Below are 20,123 nucleotides of genomic sequence, written 5' to 3'. Positions count from 1 at the left end.
AATATTTATTAGTTTTAATGTATAATTATAAAAAAGTTGTTAATTACATTAAAGTATAGGAGGCAATATATATGAATAACAATAATAATGAAGCTATAAAAAAAGTCGTATTAGCATACTCCGGTGGACTAGATACTACGGTTATTATACATTGGTTAAAAGCAAACTATAATTATGAGGTAATAGCGGTTTGTGTTGACGTAGGTCAAGGAAAAGAGTTGGATGGCTTAGAAGAAAGAGCATTATCCTCTGGAGCAAGTAAGTTATACATAGAAAATGTTGTTGAAGATTTTGTAGATGACTACGTTATACCTACTGTAAAATCTGGTGCTGTATATGAAGGCAAATATTTATTAGGTACATCTATGGCAAGGCCAATCATTTCTCAGAAATTAGTTGAGATTGCATTAAAAGAAGGTGCTGAAGCAATATGTCACGGTGCCACTGGTAAAGGTAATGACCAAGTTCGTTTTGAATTGACTATCAAAGCACTTGCACCTCATCTGAAAATAATTGCACCTTGGAGAATATGGGATATCCAGTCACGTGAAGATGCTCTTGATTATTGTGCTAAATATGGTCTTGAAACACCTATGAAAAAAGAAGATAGTTATAGTCGAGATCGTAATTTATGGCATCTAAGCCATGAAGGACTTGACCTTGAATCACCTGAAAATGAACCTGACTATGATAACCTTCTTCAAATGACAGTAACACCTGAAAAAGCTCCTGACAAAGCTACTTATATTGAATTGGAATTCGACAAAGGAACTCCTATAAAATTAAACGGTGAATCAATGAGCTGTACTGGTATTCTTACTAAACTTAATGAAATAGGTGGAAACAATGGTATAGGTCTAATTGATATCGTTGAAAATCGTATTGTAGGTATGAAATCAAGAGGCATATATGAGACTCCTGGTGGAGCAATCTTATATTATGCTCATAAAGAACTTGAATATCTATGTTTAGATAAACAAACTTCAGCTTACAAAGATACTCTATCAATAAAATTTGCAGAATTAGTTTATAGTGGAGAATGGTTTACACCTCTACGTGAAGCTTTATCAGCTTTTGTTGACTCTACTCAAGAAACTGTTACAGGTAAAGTTAAATTAAAATTATACAAGGGTAATATTATATCAGCTGGTTCTAGTTCACCTTACTCTTTATACAATGAAAGTATTGCTAGTTTTACTACTGGTGAATTATATAATCATCAAGACGCTGAAGGATTCATTAATCTATTTGGACTTCCTTTAAAAGTTAGAGCTATGATGTTTAATAATATTAATTCTAACAAAAAATAATTGTACACCTATTTCATCTATTTTTAAGGAGGGACATATAATGAAATTATGGGGCGGACGTTTTGAAAAAACTACTAATGTTATGGTAGATGATTTTAATTCATCTATCCGTTTTGATAAAAGATTATACAAACAAGACATCAATGGGAGTATAGCTCATGTTACAATGCTAGGGAAACAAGATATCATTCCAAAAGAAGATGCTGATTTGATAAAACAAGGACTTGAAGAACTCCTATTGGATATAGAAAACAACAAAGTCGCTTTTGATATAGAAGCTGAAGATATTCATATGAATATAGAAAAACTCTTAATAGAAAAAATAGGTTCTGTTGGTAAAAAACTTCATACAGGAAGAAGTAGAAATGACCAAGTAACTCTTGATATGCGAATGTATCTAAAAGAAGAAATCAAAGATATTAAAAAAATGGTTTTAGATTTATTACAGGCTTTATTAGATATATCCAAGAATAATACTGATACCATTATGCCCGGATATACACATCTTCAAAAAGCACAACCAATAACCTTTGCTCATCATGTTATGGCATATTTTGAGATGTTAAAACGTGATATAGGAAGACTTGATGATACTTACAAAAGAACAAATTCTCTTCCTCTAGGAGCCGGCGCATTAGCTACCACTACATATCCTCTTGATAGAGAATATGTGGCTGAATTACTTGGATTTGATAATGTTTGCTTGAATAGTATAGATGCTGTTTCAGATAGAGATTATTGTATAGAATTGATTAATACTATATCTATGCTGATGATGCATCTAAGCAGATTTTCCGAGGAAATCATCTTATGGTGTTCTAATGAATTTGAGTTTATTGAATTAGATGACGCTTATAGTACTGGCAGCAGTATAATGCCACAAAAGAAAAATCCAGATATCGCAGAATTGGTAAGAGGTAAAACAGGTAGAGTTTATGGTTCCCTTCTCGGTTTACTTTCAACCATGAAATCATTACCTCTTGCATATAATAAAGATATGCAGGAAGATAAAGAAGCTACTTTTGATGCAATTGATACAGTTAAGATGTGTCTACCTATTTTCACTGATATGCTAAAAACAATGAAAATCAACAAAGAAAAAATGTATACCGGTGCTAGTGGTGGTTTTACCAACGCTACAGATGCAGCAGATTATCTCGTTAAAAAGAATTTACCATTTAGAGATGCCCACGCAGTAATCGGTAAACTAGTTCTATACTGTGTAAATAACAATAAAAACCTTGAAGATATGACTTTAGATGAATATAAAAGTGTTTCCCCTATCTTTGAAGATGATATATATGAAGCAATATCTTTAGAAACTTGTGTTAATAAAAGGAACGTGATAGGCGGTCCTTCAAAAGAAATGATGTGCAAAGTCATCAATATGAATGAAGAATATTTAGGTAATATGTTGAATATACTTGATTAGTACTATTTTGAGAGAATACTTTGGAAGTTCTTTCAGTATAGCTAATAATATATAATTTTTCTCCTTTTAAAAAGCTGTCTAGAATATAATCTAGACAGCTATTTTTTCAGATCTTTCAAGAATAATAGATAACAACCTGCTGTTGTTCGTTGTGCTAATGGTAATGCATATAGAGTTTTATTATAATACCTTAGCTTGGTACTAAGTATATCTTTCACCTTTTTTTCTATTCTAATAGCTCTTTTTGCATTATATCTTATATATTTTTCTGGTGAATCCAACAAAATAGGCGGTTTTGTCGCAATGTATTCCTTTACTAAGTCATGAGTATATTTAACATAATTTTCATACTGCCTATGTTGATTTAGTAATCTAACCTGAACGTGCTGACTAATAGTAAGGTCTTGAATTATATGGACACAGGCACCAAGATAAAACATTGATTTACTCTTATTACCTTCTTTCCATAGATTAAGAGCTTTATCATAGTAATCTTTGGTAACAGCTAGTGAATGATTATGTCCAAATAATCCTCTTTCTATGTTAGGATTATAAAAGTGTGCAATACTCCTGAAATCTTGATCTGCCCAAACAGACCCTTCATTAATATCAGCAAGATAATCATTTAAAAGCTCAAATTCATCTTCATGTCCATATTCGTTTAGTAATTTCAATGCATGATAATTATTGAATTTGTGAACTTCACAATCTGTGGATATAAATAATTTTTTTATTGGATTGATTATTTTTAAAAATCTTCTAAAAGATTTACCGTAATATTTTTCGAATTTTTTTCCCATCCTAGTATCCTTCTTTGTCATCTCTTATGTTATCTAAGATTATTATACCCAATATCTTGATAGCTATTTATTTTTTATTAAAATTAATTATGTGATAATAGAACACCTAATATCATTCCCAATATAATTGACAAAGTTATGGATCTACCTTTCCATTGATTCATGGATTTTACTATTATTTCACCAGTTGTTACATAGAGCATAATACCACCTGCAATACCTAATGAGATTGAAATACATTCAGGAGATATCTGACTAAGGGTCAAACCGATAATAGCTCCAATACCCATTGAAAGACTAATAACACTTACTATAAGCAATGAATATATCATTTTGACTTTACTTTTTATAAGAGGCAATGCTATAATCATACCTTCTGGTATGTTATGTACTAGTATCGCAAAAGCAAATCTTAATCCTTCTCTTTCAGAAATCCCTAGCATTGAACCGATAGCAATTCCTTCTGGTATATTATGTATCATAAATGCCACTGATAATAATATGGCACTTTTGACATATCTGTTGTCTACATTTTTTTTAATTTTTTTACTTTTATCAAGATAATCTTCTAAAAGTATGACAAATATTATTCCTATTCCAATCCCTATTAATCCAATGTTCAAGCCGCCTATCTCAAATGCTTTTGGTAATAATTCAAAAGAAACTATTGCTAACATAAGTCCTGCTGTAAAAGCAAGCATGACACCTTCAAATTTTTTACCTCTATCAGATATTCTATATGTCATTATTACTCCTAATGAAAGACCACTTAACCCAGTTAGAAAACTAACTAAGAAAGACCAACCATTACCCATATATAATCACCTCTTTTAATGTATATATGATAGAAGTTAAATAAGTATGAGTCAATTAATCTAGGTAATGCAGTCTCCTTGTCAGCATTCTCTAATGCATATTTAATTAATCTTTAATATTCCTTTTACTTGTACTTAATGTACATAGTATAGAATGTCATTATGATGTAAATGAGGAGGATATATAGTGAAAAAAGGTTTACTGTTATTAGTTACGATGATTGGAGTATATGCAACAATACATCATAAATTCAACAATAAAAAAGGTTCATATTGCCAATCTAGGTAATATGAACTCTTTTTTATTTATTCTTTTTATAGATATACCATTGTACCAGACTTATTATCAAGTATATTATTATCATAATGATACCAATAGTTAATAACCAGTTATTGTTATCAACTGGGCAAACTCCTTCTGGAAGTTTACTTTTGTCATAATAAGTTTTTCCTAATGCAAATATAGATGTTCCTATAGCAATATAAAATATAATGTTAGATAATTTACTTAGCTTTTTATTCATAGGATAACCACCTTAGGTATAATATTTGATATCTTTATTATACACTAAAAAACTATTATTTAATAATAATATATTTGATAATTTATATTAATCTTTTTTGTTCTTTTTCTTTATAGAAAGATTAAGTATATTCTTTGAGTAGCTTAATGTTTCTTGAATTATATTTTTTGTCATCAATTATTATAGGACATGCAAATATATACAGAATACTCTCTAAGCCCTCATAGCATCCTGTACATATGCGCATTTATCTATATGTTTATTTCCTTAAACCACAAACTATACTTGAATTCAAATACCGAACAAGATATAATAAACTTAGTTTTCCTACAAACTTATAAATTTTTTATATCTATTTTTTTATGAATGATTAACTAGCTTTGTGGTTATTCTAATTATAATACTTATTTCAGTATTTGTCAATACTGATACGAATATATTTAGGAGGTTTTTATGGATACCATTGGAATACGTTTAGAAACAGCAATAAAGAAATTAAAAATAACTAAAAAAGAATTTGCCCTTTCCATAGATTATTCTCCTGGTAATGTTACTGACTGGATAAAAGGCAGATATAAGCCTTCCGCTAAGGCTCTTATCAATATGGAAAATGTATATAATATCTCTCAAAAATGGTTACTGGATGGTAAAGGTGATATATTCGTAATTAAGAATACATCTTCATTAAATAATGATAATTTAACTACAGATGAAATAGATTTATTGAATGCCTATCGTAATCTAGGCAATCATCAGAAAGGTAAAGTTAGAGGATATATAGATGGATTAATGGATAAATAGCTGGGTAACCCCAGCTAATCCACGGTGATTCAAGTTATTTTTCCAACCCATACAACTCTTCTACCTTATCCCCCATAACTTTCACGCAATCATTTATTGCTTCATTATATATTTCAGGACCAATCTTTTCTATGATAAAGTCCATAAAAAGCATTGCTGCCAAATCTCCTAATTCTTCAGCTCGTTCTTCATAAAAATACTCTTTGATAAGTCCTTTTATTATATCTTGTTTCTCTTTTGATAATTCAATCTTATTATTTTTCATATGTAATCTCTCCCTTATCTTAAGTAATGTATTTGTATATAATTATTAATGAATAATACTTAATATTTTAAGGTAATACATTCATAATATTTATCTATTTTTATTTATTATACCACAAAAAAACCAATTTTAAGTAGTTATGATGTATGTAAAAGAATGAGTATCAATTCAAAATATTATTTACTTTCAAAATAACATAAGCTATAATTTTCTAAATTATTTTATCAGGGTATAGTCATAAGACTATACCCTGATATCTAGATTAACTATTTTTTAACATCATCATATTTCAATATTGACATTCCCAACGGTGGAACTTTTATATCAATTGCTTGCTTTCTTCCATCCCAATCTAAATCCATTGTTCTAATTACGTTCTTATTCCTTATACCACTTCCACCATATTTTGCATCATCACTACACAAAATTTCTCTATATTTCCCTTTATACGGTACTCCAATCCTATGCATTGTTCGTGGTATAGGAGTAAAATTGCAAATAAAAACTAAAGTATCTTTAGGCTCTTTACCTTTTCTTATAAAAGTAATAATACTTTCCTCATAATCGCCACAATTAATCCATTCAAATCCATCCTGTGTAAAGTCATCATACCAAAAAGCATTCTCATTACGGTATAATGCATTAAGATCTTTAACATATTCCTGCATCTGTTTATGATTATCATACAATAAAAGATGCCAATCAAGGCTTTTACTTTCTGTCCACTCATCAAATTGGGCAAATTCATTACCCATAAATTGCAATTTCTTCCCTGGATGCCCATACATAAATCCATAGGCAGCCCGTAGATTAGCAAACTTCTGCCAGTAATCACCAGGCATTTTACCTATCATTGAACCTTTTCCATGTACTACTTCATCATGTGATAACACAAGAATAAAATTCTCAGTATAGGCATATACCATACTGAAAGTCAAATCATTATGGTGATATTTTCTATGAACTGGTTCTTTCTGCATATATCTAAGAAAATCATTCATCCAACCCATGTTCCATTTCATACCAAATCCTAAACCACCAAGATTAGTAGGGCTGGAAACTCCAGTCCATGATGTTGACTCTTCAGCTATCATCATAATACCTGGATATTTTTCATAAGTTATGGAATTTAGATGTTTTATAAATTCTACTGCATCATGATTTTCTCTCCCACCTTCTCTATTAGGAATCCATTCACCATAGTCTTTTCCATAATCAAGATACAACATAGACGCTACAGCATCTACTCTAAGACCATCAATATGAAATTTATCAAACCAATATATCGCATTGGCTATTAAAAAGTTACTGACTTCGTTTCTACCATAATTAAAAATCATTGTACCCCAATGTGGATGTTCTCCTCTTTTGGGATCTGCATGTTCATAGAGAGCAGTACCATCAAATTTAATAAGTCCATGCTCGTCTTTTGGAAAATGAGCAGGTACCCAGTCAAGTATTACACCAATATTATTATTATGGCAACAATCAACTAAATACATAAAATCCTCTGGTGTTCCAAACCTGCTGGTAACTGCATAATATCCCACAACTTGATATCCCCATGATGCATCATAAGGATGTTCTGCTATAGGTAATAGCTCTATATGTGTATATCCCATATCTTTCACATATTTGGTCAATTTATCAGCTAGATCTCTATAACTTAGAAATTCGTTATTGTCTCCTCGTTTCCAAGAACCTAGATGTACTTCGTATATAGAAACAGGCTCATCAATAGGATTTTTATTTCCCCTGATTTCCATCCATTTGGAATCTTCCCAATCGTAAGAATTGATATTAGCTATTATAGAAGCTGTGCTTGGCCGTAGCTCTGAGTAACTACCATATGGATCACTTTTTTCCAGTAGATATCCTTGTTTGGTTTTTATCTCATATTTATATTTCTCACCAGCTACCAAAGAAGGAATAAACATCTCATATATTCCCGAATTACCAAGTTGTCGCATTTGATGAATTCTACCATCCCAATGATTGAAATCACCGATAACACTAACTCTCATAGCATTAGGTGCCCATACAGCAAACATTACACCTTTCACTCCATCCAACTCAAGAATGTGAGCTCCTAATTTATTATATATTTCGTAATGAGTTCCCTGACCGAAAAGATAGAGGTCCACATCGCTTATTTGACTCTGAAATCTATAAGGATCTTCTATTTCCCACTTATGACCTTCTTCATTTACTGCTAATAATTTATACTCAATCATCTTATTGATAAGTACAGTATAAAAACCATCTTCACATATTTTTTCCATCTTAATTTTTTTTAAATTACTCTTATCAACTAAATATACTTCTTTTGTATATGGTAAGAATACATTTACATAATACTTATTTTTATATTCATGAATCCCAAGAATATGATGCGGATCTCTATGATTTGAATTTATTAGTACATCCAGTTCATCTAGATTAATATAATCTTTCATATATACCACCCTATCGCTTTCTACATTTTATAATTTATGTATTAGTACAACCCCATTAAATATTATACTAATCAAAATCAATTATATGCTTATAAATAAAATTTCATTCTATATAAGTTCACTATATATAACAAACTACTTTTTATAGTATTGACAAAGAATGTATTATTGATTCTATAATTATAGGGGGTAATAAATAAGAAAAGGAACAAAAAAAGCCAGCAGTGATATATTTCACTGCTGGCATGTTATATTAATTCTTATTAATAACCATTTACATACTCTAATAAATCATTGTTTTTATCTAAGAATATGGTTGTATCTTTTAAGTTCTTATAGATTTCCATTCTTTGAATGAATTTATAGAACTCCAAATCTTTCTTAAGGGATTCTTGATAAATCTTAATAGCTTCTGCATCAGCTTCCGCTTTTGTTATTGCTGCTTTTTCAATTGCTGAAGATATTAATTCTTTTCTTTGACGATCTGTAGTAGCTTTTGCTTTTTGATATTCTGAGTCACCTTCTGCAATTAGTTTTTCGCTTTCCTTTTCTATTTGCTTAGACATTTTACTCTCAATACTAGCAATATTATCTTTTGGGAAAGTTTTTCTATTAACACCAACGTCTGTTACATATAGTCCGAAATCTTCCAATAACTGTTTATTTAGCTCATCTAATTTAGCTGTTATATGAGATTCCAGTATCTGGCTTTCAAAGAATTCATTAAATAATAATCTATTACCAGATTGAATTACAACAGGATAAAGTCTCTGATCCATAACGTAATTAGCACCGCTTTCATTGATAACAGATTCATTGAATTTTACAGGATCAATAATTCTATATTGCGCATACATCTGAATATCTATAAATCTACTATCTTTAGTATTAATCTTTTCTGTAAGAGATTTATAAGTAAGATATTTAGCATCATATTTTTCAACATTTTGGACAAATGGAATCTTAAAATGCAGACCTTTTTCTCTAATAATATTAACATCCTCTTTATCATTATCTAAGAGATTCTGTTTTACTAAATCATAATCTTTAGTATTAATAACCGTTGTCTTAATCTGTCCAAATTGTTTAATTACAGCAACCTGGTCCTCATTAATAATGTAAGCACTTGAAGATACTAACATCATACCTACAATTAACAATACTATTATGACAATATATTTTTTCTTCATATCCTGGCACCCCCCTAATTATCCTTAGAACTTACTTGTTTTTTAATAAAGTCATCATTTTCTAAATTGTAAAACTTATATATATCTGAGTCATTAGTAATATCTACTACAATATTATTGTTGGTTATAAAATCTTTCATGGACTCAACATAGTATTTTTCTTTTACAATCAAAGGATTAATTTGATATTCTTCGTAGAGTGCTTCATATTGTGCCACTCCTGCCTTTGCATTAGCAGTAACTTCTGCTTTGTAACCAAAAGCTTCCTCTTCTAACTGTTGTGCTTCTGCTTGAGCTCGAGGAATAACTGTATTATTATATTTTTCTGCTTCCTCTAACTTACCTTTCATATATTGATTGGCATTTTCTTTTTCTCTATAAGCTTCTTCAACAGCATCTAACAATTTAACATTTTGAGTTTCCACTGTCATTATTTTAATTCCAGCTTCATAATTCCTTAATTTTTGCTGTAATTCAGGCAAAATTTCATCATCAATAATTTCTTTGTTAGTTCTAGCATCATCCAATGTGAACGTCTGATAACTATTTCTGACAACATCTTCAAGCGCTAGACGAAGTGTACCTTCTACATCATCTACCTTAAAAAGGTAATTTCTTGGATCATCAATCTTATATTGTATAATAAGACTAAGCATAATTAATGATGCGTTATTATTAGATCCATCTACTATTACTCTCGCTTCTGTATCAGCAGCAGAATATTCAGGACTAGCTTCTTTTGTTCCTGATTGGGTTGTCTTAAAACCGTATTCCATCTTATAAACTTTTCCTGTAGGTACTTTTCTTATTGTATCAGCAATAGGAACTTTCACATGCAAACCTGCTTTACTAACCACCTGTTGCACTTGTCCAAATCTAAGAACTACCGCTGATTCTCTATTATCTAACATATAAACACTGTTAAAGCCAACAAAGACCAATATTACTACGATTACAACTAACGCAACTGATTTTTTTGCATTCTTTTTTAATTTGTTAAAATTAACGTCGATAACATCCTCTTTGTTACTATTAAAATTATCACTCATATGTTACTCCCTCCTTCATAGAAATTGTATTTAATTATAACATACTATTACGTAGATATTTATGAACAAATTGTTAAATTTATAAATAAACCTTAAATAACTATTAAAATATGACATCTAAAAGATGTAGAAAATTCTGGTTTCTAAAAAAATATCGCAAAATAGTAAAAATAAACCAGCATACCTATTGTATACTGGTTGTAATAATAATAAAAATTATAAATCAACTTAATTTATGAATAAACAGTCCACTACGTAACTTAGGTTCAAACCATGTTGATTTTGGTGGCATCAATTTACTAGCATCCGCTATATTCATAAGTTCCTCTATTTTGGTTGGATACATTGAAAATGCTATTTTCATATCATTATTCGCTCTACGTTCAAGCTCTTCCAATCCTCTAATACCTCCAACGAAATCTATTCTCTTATCAATTCTAGGATCACCTATATCAAGAATAGGCTGTAATAAATAATTATATAGAATTGAAACATCAAGACTAAGTACAGGATCATCAATTAATTTTAATTCTTCTTTTGCTGTCAGTTTGTACCACTTACCATCTACAAACATACCAAACTGTAATTTATTAGCAGGTTTGTAAGGCTTGTTTCCAATCTCCTCCACAACAAATTTTTTCTTAATTTCATTAATTAATTCACTAACACTATAATTATTAAGGTCTTTTACTACTCTGTTGTAATCCATAATATGTAACTGGTCATCTGGAAAAATAACCGATAGGAAATAGTTGAATTCTTCATTACCAGTATAATCAGTATTAGCCGTTCGTCTCTTTAAAGCCACCTTAGCAGCTGAAGCCGCTCTATGGTGTCCATCAGCTATATAGAGACTATCAACGTCTTTAAAATGCATTACAAATTGCTCTATATGTCTATCATCTTCTACTACCCATACTCTATGACCAATTTTATCATCAGATACGAAATCATATATAGGCGAATTAGTATCAACAAAATCATCAATCAGAGAGTTAATCTTATCCTTGGCTCTATATGTCAAGAAAATAGGTCCAGTATTAGCATCCAAGTAGTCTACATGATTTATTCTGTCTTGTTCTTTAGCTTCTCTAGTCAATTCATGCTTTTTAATATCATTATTCAAATAATCATCTACTGAAGTACAAGTAACAATACCTAATTGTTTTCTGCCGTTCATTTCAAGTTCATATAGATATATGTTAGGTTTATTATCTTGTATAAAATAACCTTCATCAACAAATTCATCAAACTTGTCTCTTGCATGTTGATAAACCTTCTTATCATACATATCAATACTTGAATCTAGCTCAACTTCAGCTCTATCAATTCTCAAAAAGGAATGAGGTTTACCTTTAACCTCTTTTACTGCTTCTTCTCTATTGTAAACATCATAGGGCAGAGCAGCTATATTATCCGCATACTTAGTAGCAGGTCTTACACCACGAAATGGTCTAATTATTGCCATTGATTTCACTCCTAATTAGGAACGATTAAGACTAGTTCCTACTTTTATCTTTACTATTTTATTACTCTTACTTTAACGATACCTTCAATTTGCTTAAGTTCAGTAACTATTTCATCAGTAATCTTGCTTTCTACATCTATTAACGTATAAGCCCAATCTTTTTTACTCTTATTAATCATATCAATGATATTTATGTTTTTAGAAGCTAAAGCAGTTGTTATATTACTAACCATATATGGTATATTCTTATGATTGACTGCGATTCTTCCAGTTGCATTGCTTACACCCATATTACATTCTGGATAGTTGACTGAATTAGTTATATTACCATTTTCTATATAATCTTTTATTTCATTTACTGCCATAACAGCGCAATTGACTTCTGATTCTGGAGTTGATGCTCCTAGATGAGGAATACATACTACATTCTTCATATTAAGAACCTTATCATATGGAAAATCAGTTATATATCTTGCAACTTTACCAGATTCTAATGCTTTCTCTAGGTCACCATCATCACATAAACCCGCTCTGGAGAAGTTCAATAATCTAACTCCATCTTTCATAAGGTTTATCTTCTCTTCATTAATCATACCTTTTGTAGCATCCATTAATGGAACATGTATAGTGATATAATCTGATTTCATGAATAATTCATCAAGGCTATCAGATTTTTGGATATTATGATTTAATTCCCATGCAGATTCAACTGATATGAATGGGTCATATCCTAATACTTCCATTCCTAGACGTTTGGCAGCATTAGCAACTAAAACACCTATAGCACCTAATCCTATAACTCCTAGAGTTTTACCTTGCACTTCTGGTCCTACAAAATTAGATTTACCAGCTTCCACAAGCTTAGGTACATCTTCACCTTTGCCCTTTAAAGTCTTAGCCCAGTCTATTGCTCCTACAATATCTCTTGAAGCTAATAAAATACCCGCCATAACTAATTCTTTAACTGCATTAGCGTTAGCACCAGGTGTGTTAAAAACAGCTATACCCTTCTCTGAACATTTATCTATAGGAATATTGTTAACACCTGCACCTGCACGACCTATTGCTTCTAAGCTACTAGGTAATTCCATATCATGCATTTTGTAACTTCTAAGTAATATACCATCAGCGTCTACATCTTCTACAATTTCAAACTTATCATTAAATAAGTTAAGACCTTCCTCAGCTATCTTGTTAAGTGTCTTAATCTTATACATTATTATCAGTCCTTCCTTATGTATTATTTCAACATACATAGATTAATCTATAAGTTCAATATATTTTCCTTGTTAAACTCATCTACATATTTTTTTCTTCAAACTCTTTCATGAATCCAACTAGTTTCTTAACACCTTCTAAAGGCATCGCATTGTATATACTAGCTCTCATACCACCAACAGTTCTATGTCCTTTTAGGTTAACCATACCAATACTTGCAGCTTCTTTGATAAATTTAGCATTAAGTTCATCTGTAGGTAGTACAAAAGGAATATTCATTAATGAACGATCTTTTTTATCAACTGTCCCTTTGAATAATTTACTATTATCAAGATAATCATAGATCATTTTTGCTTTCTCTTCATTTCTTTTTTGGATAGCACCTATTCCGCCTAATTCTTTTATCCATTCAAAAACCATACCAGCTACATAAATACTGTAAGTAGGAGGTGTATTGAACATTGAACCTTTATCTGAATGTATTTTATACTTAAGCATTGTAGGCGTCATATCCAGAGGGTCACCTACTAAATCTTCTCTAATGATAACAACTGTCACACCAGCTGGTCCCATGTTTTTTTGTGCACCAGCATAGATAACACCGTATTTACTAACATCTACTTCTTCGGATAATATATTAGATGACATATCAGCTACAATAGGCACATCCCCTACATCTGGTAATTCATTGAATTTAGTTCCGTAGATAGTATTATTTGAAGTCATGTGAAAATAATCTGCATCTTTTGTAAAAGATTCTTTATTAAGTTCTGGAATATATGTATAAGTCTTGTCCTCTGATGAAGCTACTACGTTAACTTCTCCATATTTTTCAGCTTCTTCTATAGCTTTTTTTGCCCATGCTCCTGTATTAACATAATCTGCTTTTTTGGAACCAGTTAATAAGTTAAGAGGAATCATAGCAAATTGTGTAGATGCTCCACCTTGTAAGAATAACACCTTATAATTATCAGGAATATTCATTATCTCTCTAAGTGTCTTTTCTGCTGTGTCAATAATATCTTGGTAAGCAGCTGATCTATGACTCATTTCCATAACTGACATACCAGTATTATTATAGTTAACCATATCTTTTGATGCTTTCTCAAGTACTTCTAAAGGTAACATAGATGGTCCTGCTGAAAAATTGTAAACTCTGTTCATTTTAATCACTCCAAATCGAAATTTTATATGTAACATATTTAACTATTCATATTTTGTCTTTGCAAGACGAACATCATTGTCTGTCTTCGAACAAAATATTCAAACTATTTAATGTATAATTAAGTAATTATGTTTAATCCTTTTATTATTGATTTTAGTGTTTGTTAAAAAAATGATAAACTTATATGAGCTTAACATCTTATATAGTTTAATATGTTAATGTACTAAATATAATATATTATAAAAAGCTTAACTAGTCAAGAACAAAAGTTAGTTCCTAATGCCCTAAAAAATTGTATATTTACTTTTTACACCTTATAAATATACCACATTTCGGACCATTTGTTAAATATTTATCAGTTCTAATTTTAAAAATGAAAAACTTTTCTAAGCTAAACAGTAACGTACTGTCCATATTAGAAAAGTTTAATCTTTAATCCATCAACAATACTACTCTAGAAATAAAATCATATAGTATTCATCAGCATAAGTTCCATCACTGTATTTCAGTGCATTTTTCTTAGTTCCATAATTTTCAAAACCAAAATTTTTGTACATTGAAATAGCCCTACTATTTTGAGTAACAACTTCTAGTTCCAGTTGTTCAACACCTTTTTCTTTACACCATTTAATACATTCATTCATCATTATTTTACCAATACCTTTGTTCCAATATTTCTTTTTAACAGAAATACCCATAGCAGCTCTATGAAGATATCTTTTTTTGTTTGAAATTATCCCAACTGAACAATTGGCTATAATCATACCATCTATTTCCCCAATGAACAATAAGCTATTATCATCTTTCATCGTGTTCTTAATAAATTCTCTTTCTTGTTCTAATGTGAAATTAAATTCACCAGGTTCACGTGCTAAGAATTTGGTTTCACCATCAACTGTCTCTAGTAAATCCATTAACCCTTGCGCGTCACCTTCTTCTGCAATACGTATAATGAGCTTCTGACCATCTTTTAAAACATTCTGATTTTTATAAGGTTTCATAAAATACTCCTTATCCCTTTATTATAACACCGCTCTGAAAGGTAAAAAGCTAGAAGCTTAGGTATTTTGCATGATGCTATATTATATTTATATTATTCAACTATTACATCTTCAATTGGTTTTCCTGGAGCTACCATTGGAAATACTTTATCATCTTTGTCAATAACACAATTGATAATTACAGGTTTAGTCTCTTCAATAGCTTTTTTGAAAACATCTTCTACTTGGTCTTTATTAGTTATATTGAATCCAACAGCTCCCATTGACTCAGCTAATTTTACATAGTCAAGATCTTGATTAAGAGTTGTGAATGAATATCTCTCATCGTAGAACATGGTTTGCCATTGTCTAACCATACCTAGAACTCCATTATTAATAACTAGAACTATAATTTTAATATTATGTCTAACCGCTGTTAATAATTCATTGAAGTTCATTCTGAAGCTTCCATCACCAGCTATGTTAACAACTACTTTATCTGGATTACCAACCTTAGCACCAATACATGCACCAAATCCATAACCCATAGTTCCAAGACCACCTGATGTCAAGAATTTCCTTGGTTCTTTGAATTTGTAATATTGTCCAGCCCACATCTGATGCTGACCTACTTCTGTAGTGATGATTGCTTCACCTTGTGTCATCTCATCTAATTTTTCAATAGCGTATTGAGCACTTACACAATCTGTAGGATATTTCAAAGGATATTTTTCTTTTAAGTATTTTATTTCGCTTAACCAATCTGTATGGTTTTGAACTTCTAACCTATCATTTAATTGATGTAGAACTTTTTTAATATCACCTATTACAGAATGATAAGTCAATATATTCTTGTTGACTTCTGCTGGATCTACATCTATTTGAAGAACTTTTGCTTTATTAGCGAATTTATCTGGTTTTCCAATAACTCTATCACTAAATCTAGCTCCAACTACAATAAGTAGGTCACATGATGTTACACCCAAGTTACTAGCTTTTGAACCATGCATTCCTATCATACCTGTATATAGATCATCCGTTGTAGGGAATCCGCCTATCCCCATTAAACTACAAGTGACTGGTGCTTGAACTTTGTCTGCAAAATGCTTCAACTCTTTTGCAGCTTCTGAAATTATTACTCCACCACCTGCATAGATATAAGGTTTTTTAGAATTCTTGATTAATTCTATAGCTTCTTCAATAGATTCTGCTGTAATATTTTTAGAGCATCTGCTAACTTTTTTAGGTACCATAGATTCAAAATCCGTCATATTAGCCGTTACATCTTTTGGTATATCTATCAGAACAGGACCAGGTCGTCCCTCTTTAGCTGTAAAGAAAGCTTCTCTTATAATATCAGCTAAATCATTGACATCTTTTACAATATAATTGTGTTTTGTAATAGGCATAGTCACACCAGTTATATCAACTTCTTGAAAACTATCTCTACCAAGTAGTGATACAGGGACATTACCTGTTATAGCAACCATTGGCACTGAATCCATATAAGCAGTAGCTATACCTGTAACCAAGTTAGTTGCACCAGGACCCGAAGTAGCTATTACTACACCAACTTTTCCAGTTGATCTAGCGTAACCGTCAGCTGCGTGAGATGCTCCTTGTTCATGAGATGTAAGAATATGCTTAATACTATCCATATTTTTATATATTTCATCATATATGTTCAGAACAGCACCACCTGGATATCCAAATACTGTATCAACATTTTGCTCTTTTAAACATTCAATTACAATCTGCGCTCCTGTTAATTTCACTCTATCATCTCCTTCTTACATCTTCATGTAAATCTATTTTTTATTTCTATTCTAAAATTGCTCCTGTACTTGCAGATTTTACTAATTTTGCATATCTTGCCAAGTAACCTTTTTTTATCTTAGGTTCCTTAGGAACGAAAACTTTTCTTCTAGCTTCTAATTCTTCTTCGGTTACCTTAAGATTTATTGAGCCTTTTTCTATATCAATTTCAATAATATCATTTTCTTTTACAAGTCCTATATTACCACCGTCAGCCGCTTCTGGAGATACATGTCCAATAGCCGCTCCTCTTGTAGCTCCACTGAATCTACCATCTGTAATAAGGGCTACTTCTTTGTCAAGACCCATTCCAGCAAGAGCAGATGTTGGTGAAAGCATTTCTCTCATACCTGGACCACCTTTTGGTCCTTCATAACGAATAACTACTACATCACCTTTTTTGATATCACCATCATAAATTGCTTTTATAGCATCATCTTCTGAGTCATATACTCTAGCAGGTCCAGTATGTTGTAACATCTGTTTAGCCACTGCTGATTTCTTGACTACACAACCATCTGGAGCAATGTTACCTTTTAATACTGCGATTCCTCCAGTATTACTGTGTGGATCATCTATTGGTCTTATAACATTCTCGTCTCTATTCACTGCTTTTTCTATGTTCTCACCTACTGTTTTACCAGTAACTGTCATTAGATCTGTATTTAATAAATCCTTCTTGGATAACTCTTTCATAACAGCCTGAACACCACCAGCTTTATACAAATCTTGTATATGATAAGGTCCTGCTGGACTTAGCTTACATAGGTTAGGTGTTTTACCGCTTATTTCATTAGCAATATCAAGATTAAGTTCTACTTCAGCTTCATGAGCTATGGCAGGTAGATGTAACATACTATTAGTACTGCATCCTAGAGCCATATCTACTGTTAAAGCATTTTGAAATGTTTTTTCATTCATTATATCTTTTGGCCTTATGTCTTTTTCTAGTACATTCATCACTGCCATACCTGCCATTTTAGCAAGTCTTATTCTCTCAGAATATATAGCAGGAATAGTACCATTACCAGGAAGTCCTAATCCTAATACCTCTGTTAAACAATTCATGCTGTTGGCAGTGAACATTCCTGAACATGAACCACAACTTGGACAAGCGTTATTTTCACATTCATATACTTCATCTTCACTCATTGAACCTGCTTTGAATGATCCTACAGCTTCAAAAACACTATTAAGGTCAAGGTCTTTACCTTTATTATTTATTGATATCATAGGACCACCACTTACTACAACTGTTGGTAGATTAAGTCTTGCAGCAGCCATTAACATACCTGGAACGATTTTATCACAGTTAGGAACCATAACAAGTGCATCAAAACCATGTGCCATAGCCATTGCTTCAATGGAATCAGCAATCAATTCTCTTGTTACCAATGAATAATGCATTCCTACATGTCCCATTGCTATACCATCACATACTCCAATTGCAGGAAATACTATTGGTGTACCACCAGACATTAATACTCCTGTTTTAACTGCATCGACTATAGTATCAAGGTGTACATGACCTGGAACTATATCATTTTGTGAATTAACTATACCTATTAAGGGTCTCCTTATCTCTTCATCCGTATATCCCATTGCTTTAAATAAAGATCGATGAGGGGCTCTTTCTATACCAGTTTTTACACTATCACTTCTCATAAAATATCACCCTATCTTCTTATAATTTGCTTACTATTAAATTACCCATTTCTTTTGTTCCAACTAATTTCATACCTTTACTTATGATATCACCAGTACGATATCCATCTTCCAATACTTCTTCTACAGCTTTTTCAATCGCTTTAGCTTCATCTTCCAAGTCAAAAGAATATCTTAACATCATGGCTACAGATAAAATTGTAGCGATTGGATTAGCTTTATCCATTCCAGCGATGTCTGGTGCTGAACCGTGAATAGGCTCATACATACCAAGCTTAGAACTACCAAGACTAGCTGAAGGAAGCATACCGATAGAACCTGTTATCATACTAGCTTCATCTGATAATATATCTCCAAACATATTTCCTGTAAGTATAACATCGAATTGCTTAGGATTAATTACTAACTGCATAGCACCATTATCTACATATAAATGATTCACTTCAACCTCTGGATAATCTTTTGCCATTTCTTCAACAACTGATCTCCATAATCTAGAATTCTCTAATATGTTAGCTTTGTCTATACTAGTCACTTTTTTGTTACGTTTCATAGCAGTGTCGAATCCAACTTTTGCTATTCTCTTTATTTCATCAACACTATACATCATAGTGTCAAAAGCCTTCTCTCCTTCTCTACCTCTTTCACCAAAGTAGATACCACCAGTCAATTCTCTTACAACTACAAGGTCAAGTCCACCGTCTCCGATTATCTCGTCTTTTAATGGACACGCATCCCTTAATTGATCAAACATTGTTGCTGGTCTAATATTAGCAAATAACTCTAATTCGCTTCTAAGTCCTAATAAAGCTTTCTCTGGTCTATCAGCTAGATTATCCCACTTAGGACCTCCAACTGCACCTAGAAGAACTGAATCACTCTTCTTACAAACATCTATTGTTTCCTGTGGAAGAGGCTCTCCTACTTTATCTATCGCTATTCCACCTGCTAATACTTCTTTATACAAGAAACTATGTCCGAACTTTTCTCCTACTTTATCAAGAACTAATTTACCTTGCTCTACTATATCTGGTCCAATCCCGTCACCAGGAATCACTGCTATATTATAATTCATCCTACGTCCATTCCTTTCATTTCACATTTATTCTCTTTTACCAATTATATATATACCATAATCATGACGGCAGAAGGGTAAAGTGACATAAATCA

17 protein-coding genes are annotated in these 20,123 nt (G+C 31.4%); 3 read left to right on the top strand and 14 right to left on the bottom strand.

All coding sequences use genetic code 11. From position 1 onward, the window contains the following. Positions 1 to 71: 71 nt before the first annotated feature. A complete protein-coding gene (locus ACX6CF_RS05545) occupies positions 72 to 1,310 on the top strand; it encodes an argininosuccinate synthase (protein ID WP_458784312.1) in 1,239 nt (412 codons plus the stop codon). Positions 1,311 to 1,347: 37 nt separating this feature from the next. Further along, positions 1,348 to 2,742, top strand: coding sequence for an argininosuccinate lyase (gene argH / locus ACX6CF_RS05540; protein ID WP_458784424.1), 1,395 nt, complete (start codon positions 1,348 to 1,350; stop codon positions 2,740 to 2,742). A gap of 98 nt (positions 2,743 to 2,840) precedes the next feature. Here the strand turns inward: argH and ACX6CF_RS05535 are convergent, their stop codons facing one another. From ACX6CF_RS05535 to ACX6CF_RS05525, 3 genes are all read right to left on the bottom strand, one after another. After that, on the bottom strand, positions 2,841 to 3,542 hold the full coding sequence (locus tag ACX6CF_RS05535; RefSeq protein WP_458784311.1) for a zinc dependent phospholipase C family protein: 702 nt from the start codon (positions 3,540 to 3,542) through the stop codon (positions 2,841 to 2,843). 83 nt (positions 3,543 to 3,625) lie between these two features. After that, a complete protein-coding gene (locus ACX6CF_RS05530; protein ID WP_458784310.1) occupies positions 3,626 to 4,357 on the bottom strand; it encodes a ZIP family metal transporter in 732 nt (243 codons plus the stop codon). Between the two features lie 302 nt (positions 4,358 to 4,659). Beyond that, complete coding sequence (locus tag ACX6CF_RS05525) at positions 4,660 to 4,881, bottom strand: hypothetical protein (protein ID WP_458784309.1); 222 nt, start codon at positions 4,879 to 4,881, stop codon at positions 4,660 to 4,662. A gap of 453 nt (positions 4,882 to 5,334) precedes the next feature. Here ACX6CF_RS05525 and ACX6CF_RS05520 point away from each other — a divergent pair, with 453 nt between their 5' ends. Continuing rightward, positions 5,335 to 5,682, top strand: coding sequence for a helix-turn-helix domain-containing protein (locus ACX6CF_RS05520; RefSeq protein ID WP_458784308.1), 348 nt, complete (start codon positions 5,335 to 5,337; stop codon positions 5,680 to 5,682). 34 nt (positions 5,683 to 5,716) lie between these two features. On the opposite strand, the gene ACX6CF_RS05515 is transcribed toward ACX6CF_RS05520, so the two are convergent. The 11 genes from ACX6CF_RS05515 to leuB all read right to left on the bottom strand — a co-directional run bounded on the left by ACX6CF_RS05515 (position 5,717) and on the right by leuB (position 20,028). Then, positions 5,717 to 5,947 (bottom strand): DUF2164 family protein, encoded by a 231-nt coding sequence (locus tag ACX6CF_RS05515; RefSeq protein WP_458784307.1) that lies wholly within the window; start codon positions 5,945 to 5,947, stop codon positions 5,717 to 5,719. 266 nt (positions 5,948 to 6,213) lie between these two features. Next, on the bottom strand, positions 6,214 to 8,403 hold the full coding sequence (glgB, locus tag ACX6CF_RS05510) for a 1,4-alpha-glucan branching protein GlgB (RefSeq protein ID WP_458784306.1): 2,190 nt from the start codon (positions 8,401 to 8,403) through the stop codon (positions 6,214 to 6,216). 263 nt (positions 8,404 to 8,666) lie between these two features. Next, on the bottom strand, positions 8,667 to 9,593 hold the full coding sequence (locus ACX6CF_RS05505; RefSeq protein WP_458784305.1) for an SPFH domain-containing protein: 927 nt from the start codon (positions 9,591 to 9,593) through the stop codon (positions 8,667 to 8,669). Between the two features lie 14 nt (positions 9,594 to 9,607). Next, complete coding sequence (gene hflK, locus ACX6CF_RS05500) at positions 9,608 to 10,642, bottom strand: protease modulator HflK (protein WP_458784304.1); 1,035 nt, start codon at positions 10,640 to 10,642, stop codon at positions 9,608 to 9,610. Positions 10,643 to 10,865: 223 nt separating this feature from the next. Then, positions 10,866 to 12,110, bottom strand: a complete 1,245-nt coding sequence (locus ACX6CF_RS05495; protein ID WP_458784303.1) for a DUF1015 domain-containing protein — start codon at positions 12,108 to 12,110, stop codon at positions 10,866 to 10,868. Positions 12,111 to 12,163: 53 nt separating this feature from the next. After that, complete coding sequence (locus tag ACX6CF_RS05490; protein ID WP_458784302.1) at positions 12,164 to 13,327, bottom strand: phosphoglycerate dehydrogenase; 1,164 nt, start codon at positions 13,325 to 13,327, stop codon at positions 12,164 to 12,166. A gap of 82 nt (positions 13,328 to 13,409) precedes the next feature. Then, positions 13,410 to 14,492 (bottom strand): 3-phosphoserine/phosphohydroxythreonine transaminase, encoded by a 1,083-nt coding sequence (serC, locus tag ACX6CF_RS05485; protein WP_458784301.1) that lies wholly within the window; start codon positions 14,490 to 14,492, stop codon positions 13,410 to 13,412. A gap of 450 nt (positions 14,493 to 14,942) precedes the next feature. Next, the gene (locus ACX6CF_RS05480) at positions 14,943 to 15,494 is read right to left on the bottom strand and encodes an N-acetyltransferase family protein (RefSeq protein WP_458784300.1); all 552 of its coding nucleotides are present in this window, start codon (positions 15,492 to 15,494) and stop codon (positions 14,943 to 14,945) included. 92 nt (positions 15,495 to 15,586) lie between these two features. Continuing rightward, the gene (ilvB, locus tag ACX6CF_RS05475) at positions 15,587 to 17,248 is read right to left on the bottom strand and encodes a biosynthetic-type acetolactate synthase large subunit (protein ID WP_458784299.1); all 1,662 of its coding nucleotides are present in this window, start codon (positions 17,246 to 17,248) and stop codon (positions 15,587 to 15,589) included. 46 nt (positions 17,249 to 17,294) lie between these two features. Further along, a complete protein-coding gene (gene ilvD / locus ACX6CF_RS05470; RefSeq protein ID WP_458784298.1) occupies positions 17,295 to 18,953 on the bottom strand; it encodes a dihydroxy-acid dehydratase in 1,659 nt (552 codons plus the stop codon). A gap of 19 nt (positions 18,954 to 18,972) precedes the next feature. Further along, a complete protein-coding gene (leuB, locus tag ACX6CF_RS05465) occupies positions 18,973 to 20,028 on the bottom strand; it encodes a 3-isopropylmalate dehydrogenase (RefSeq protein WP_458784297.1) in 1,056 nt (351 codons plus the stop codon). Positions 20,029 to 20,123 lie beyond the last annotated feature (95 nt).

The organism is Vallitalea sediminicola, from assembly GCF_054408565.1.
The sequence above is the reverse complement of the archived record's forward strand: the minus strand, read 5'-3'. Positions and strand labels throughout refer to the sequence as shown.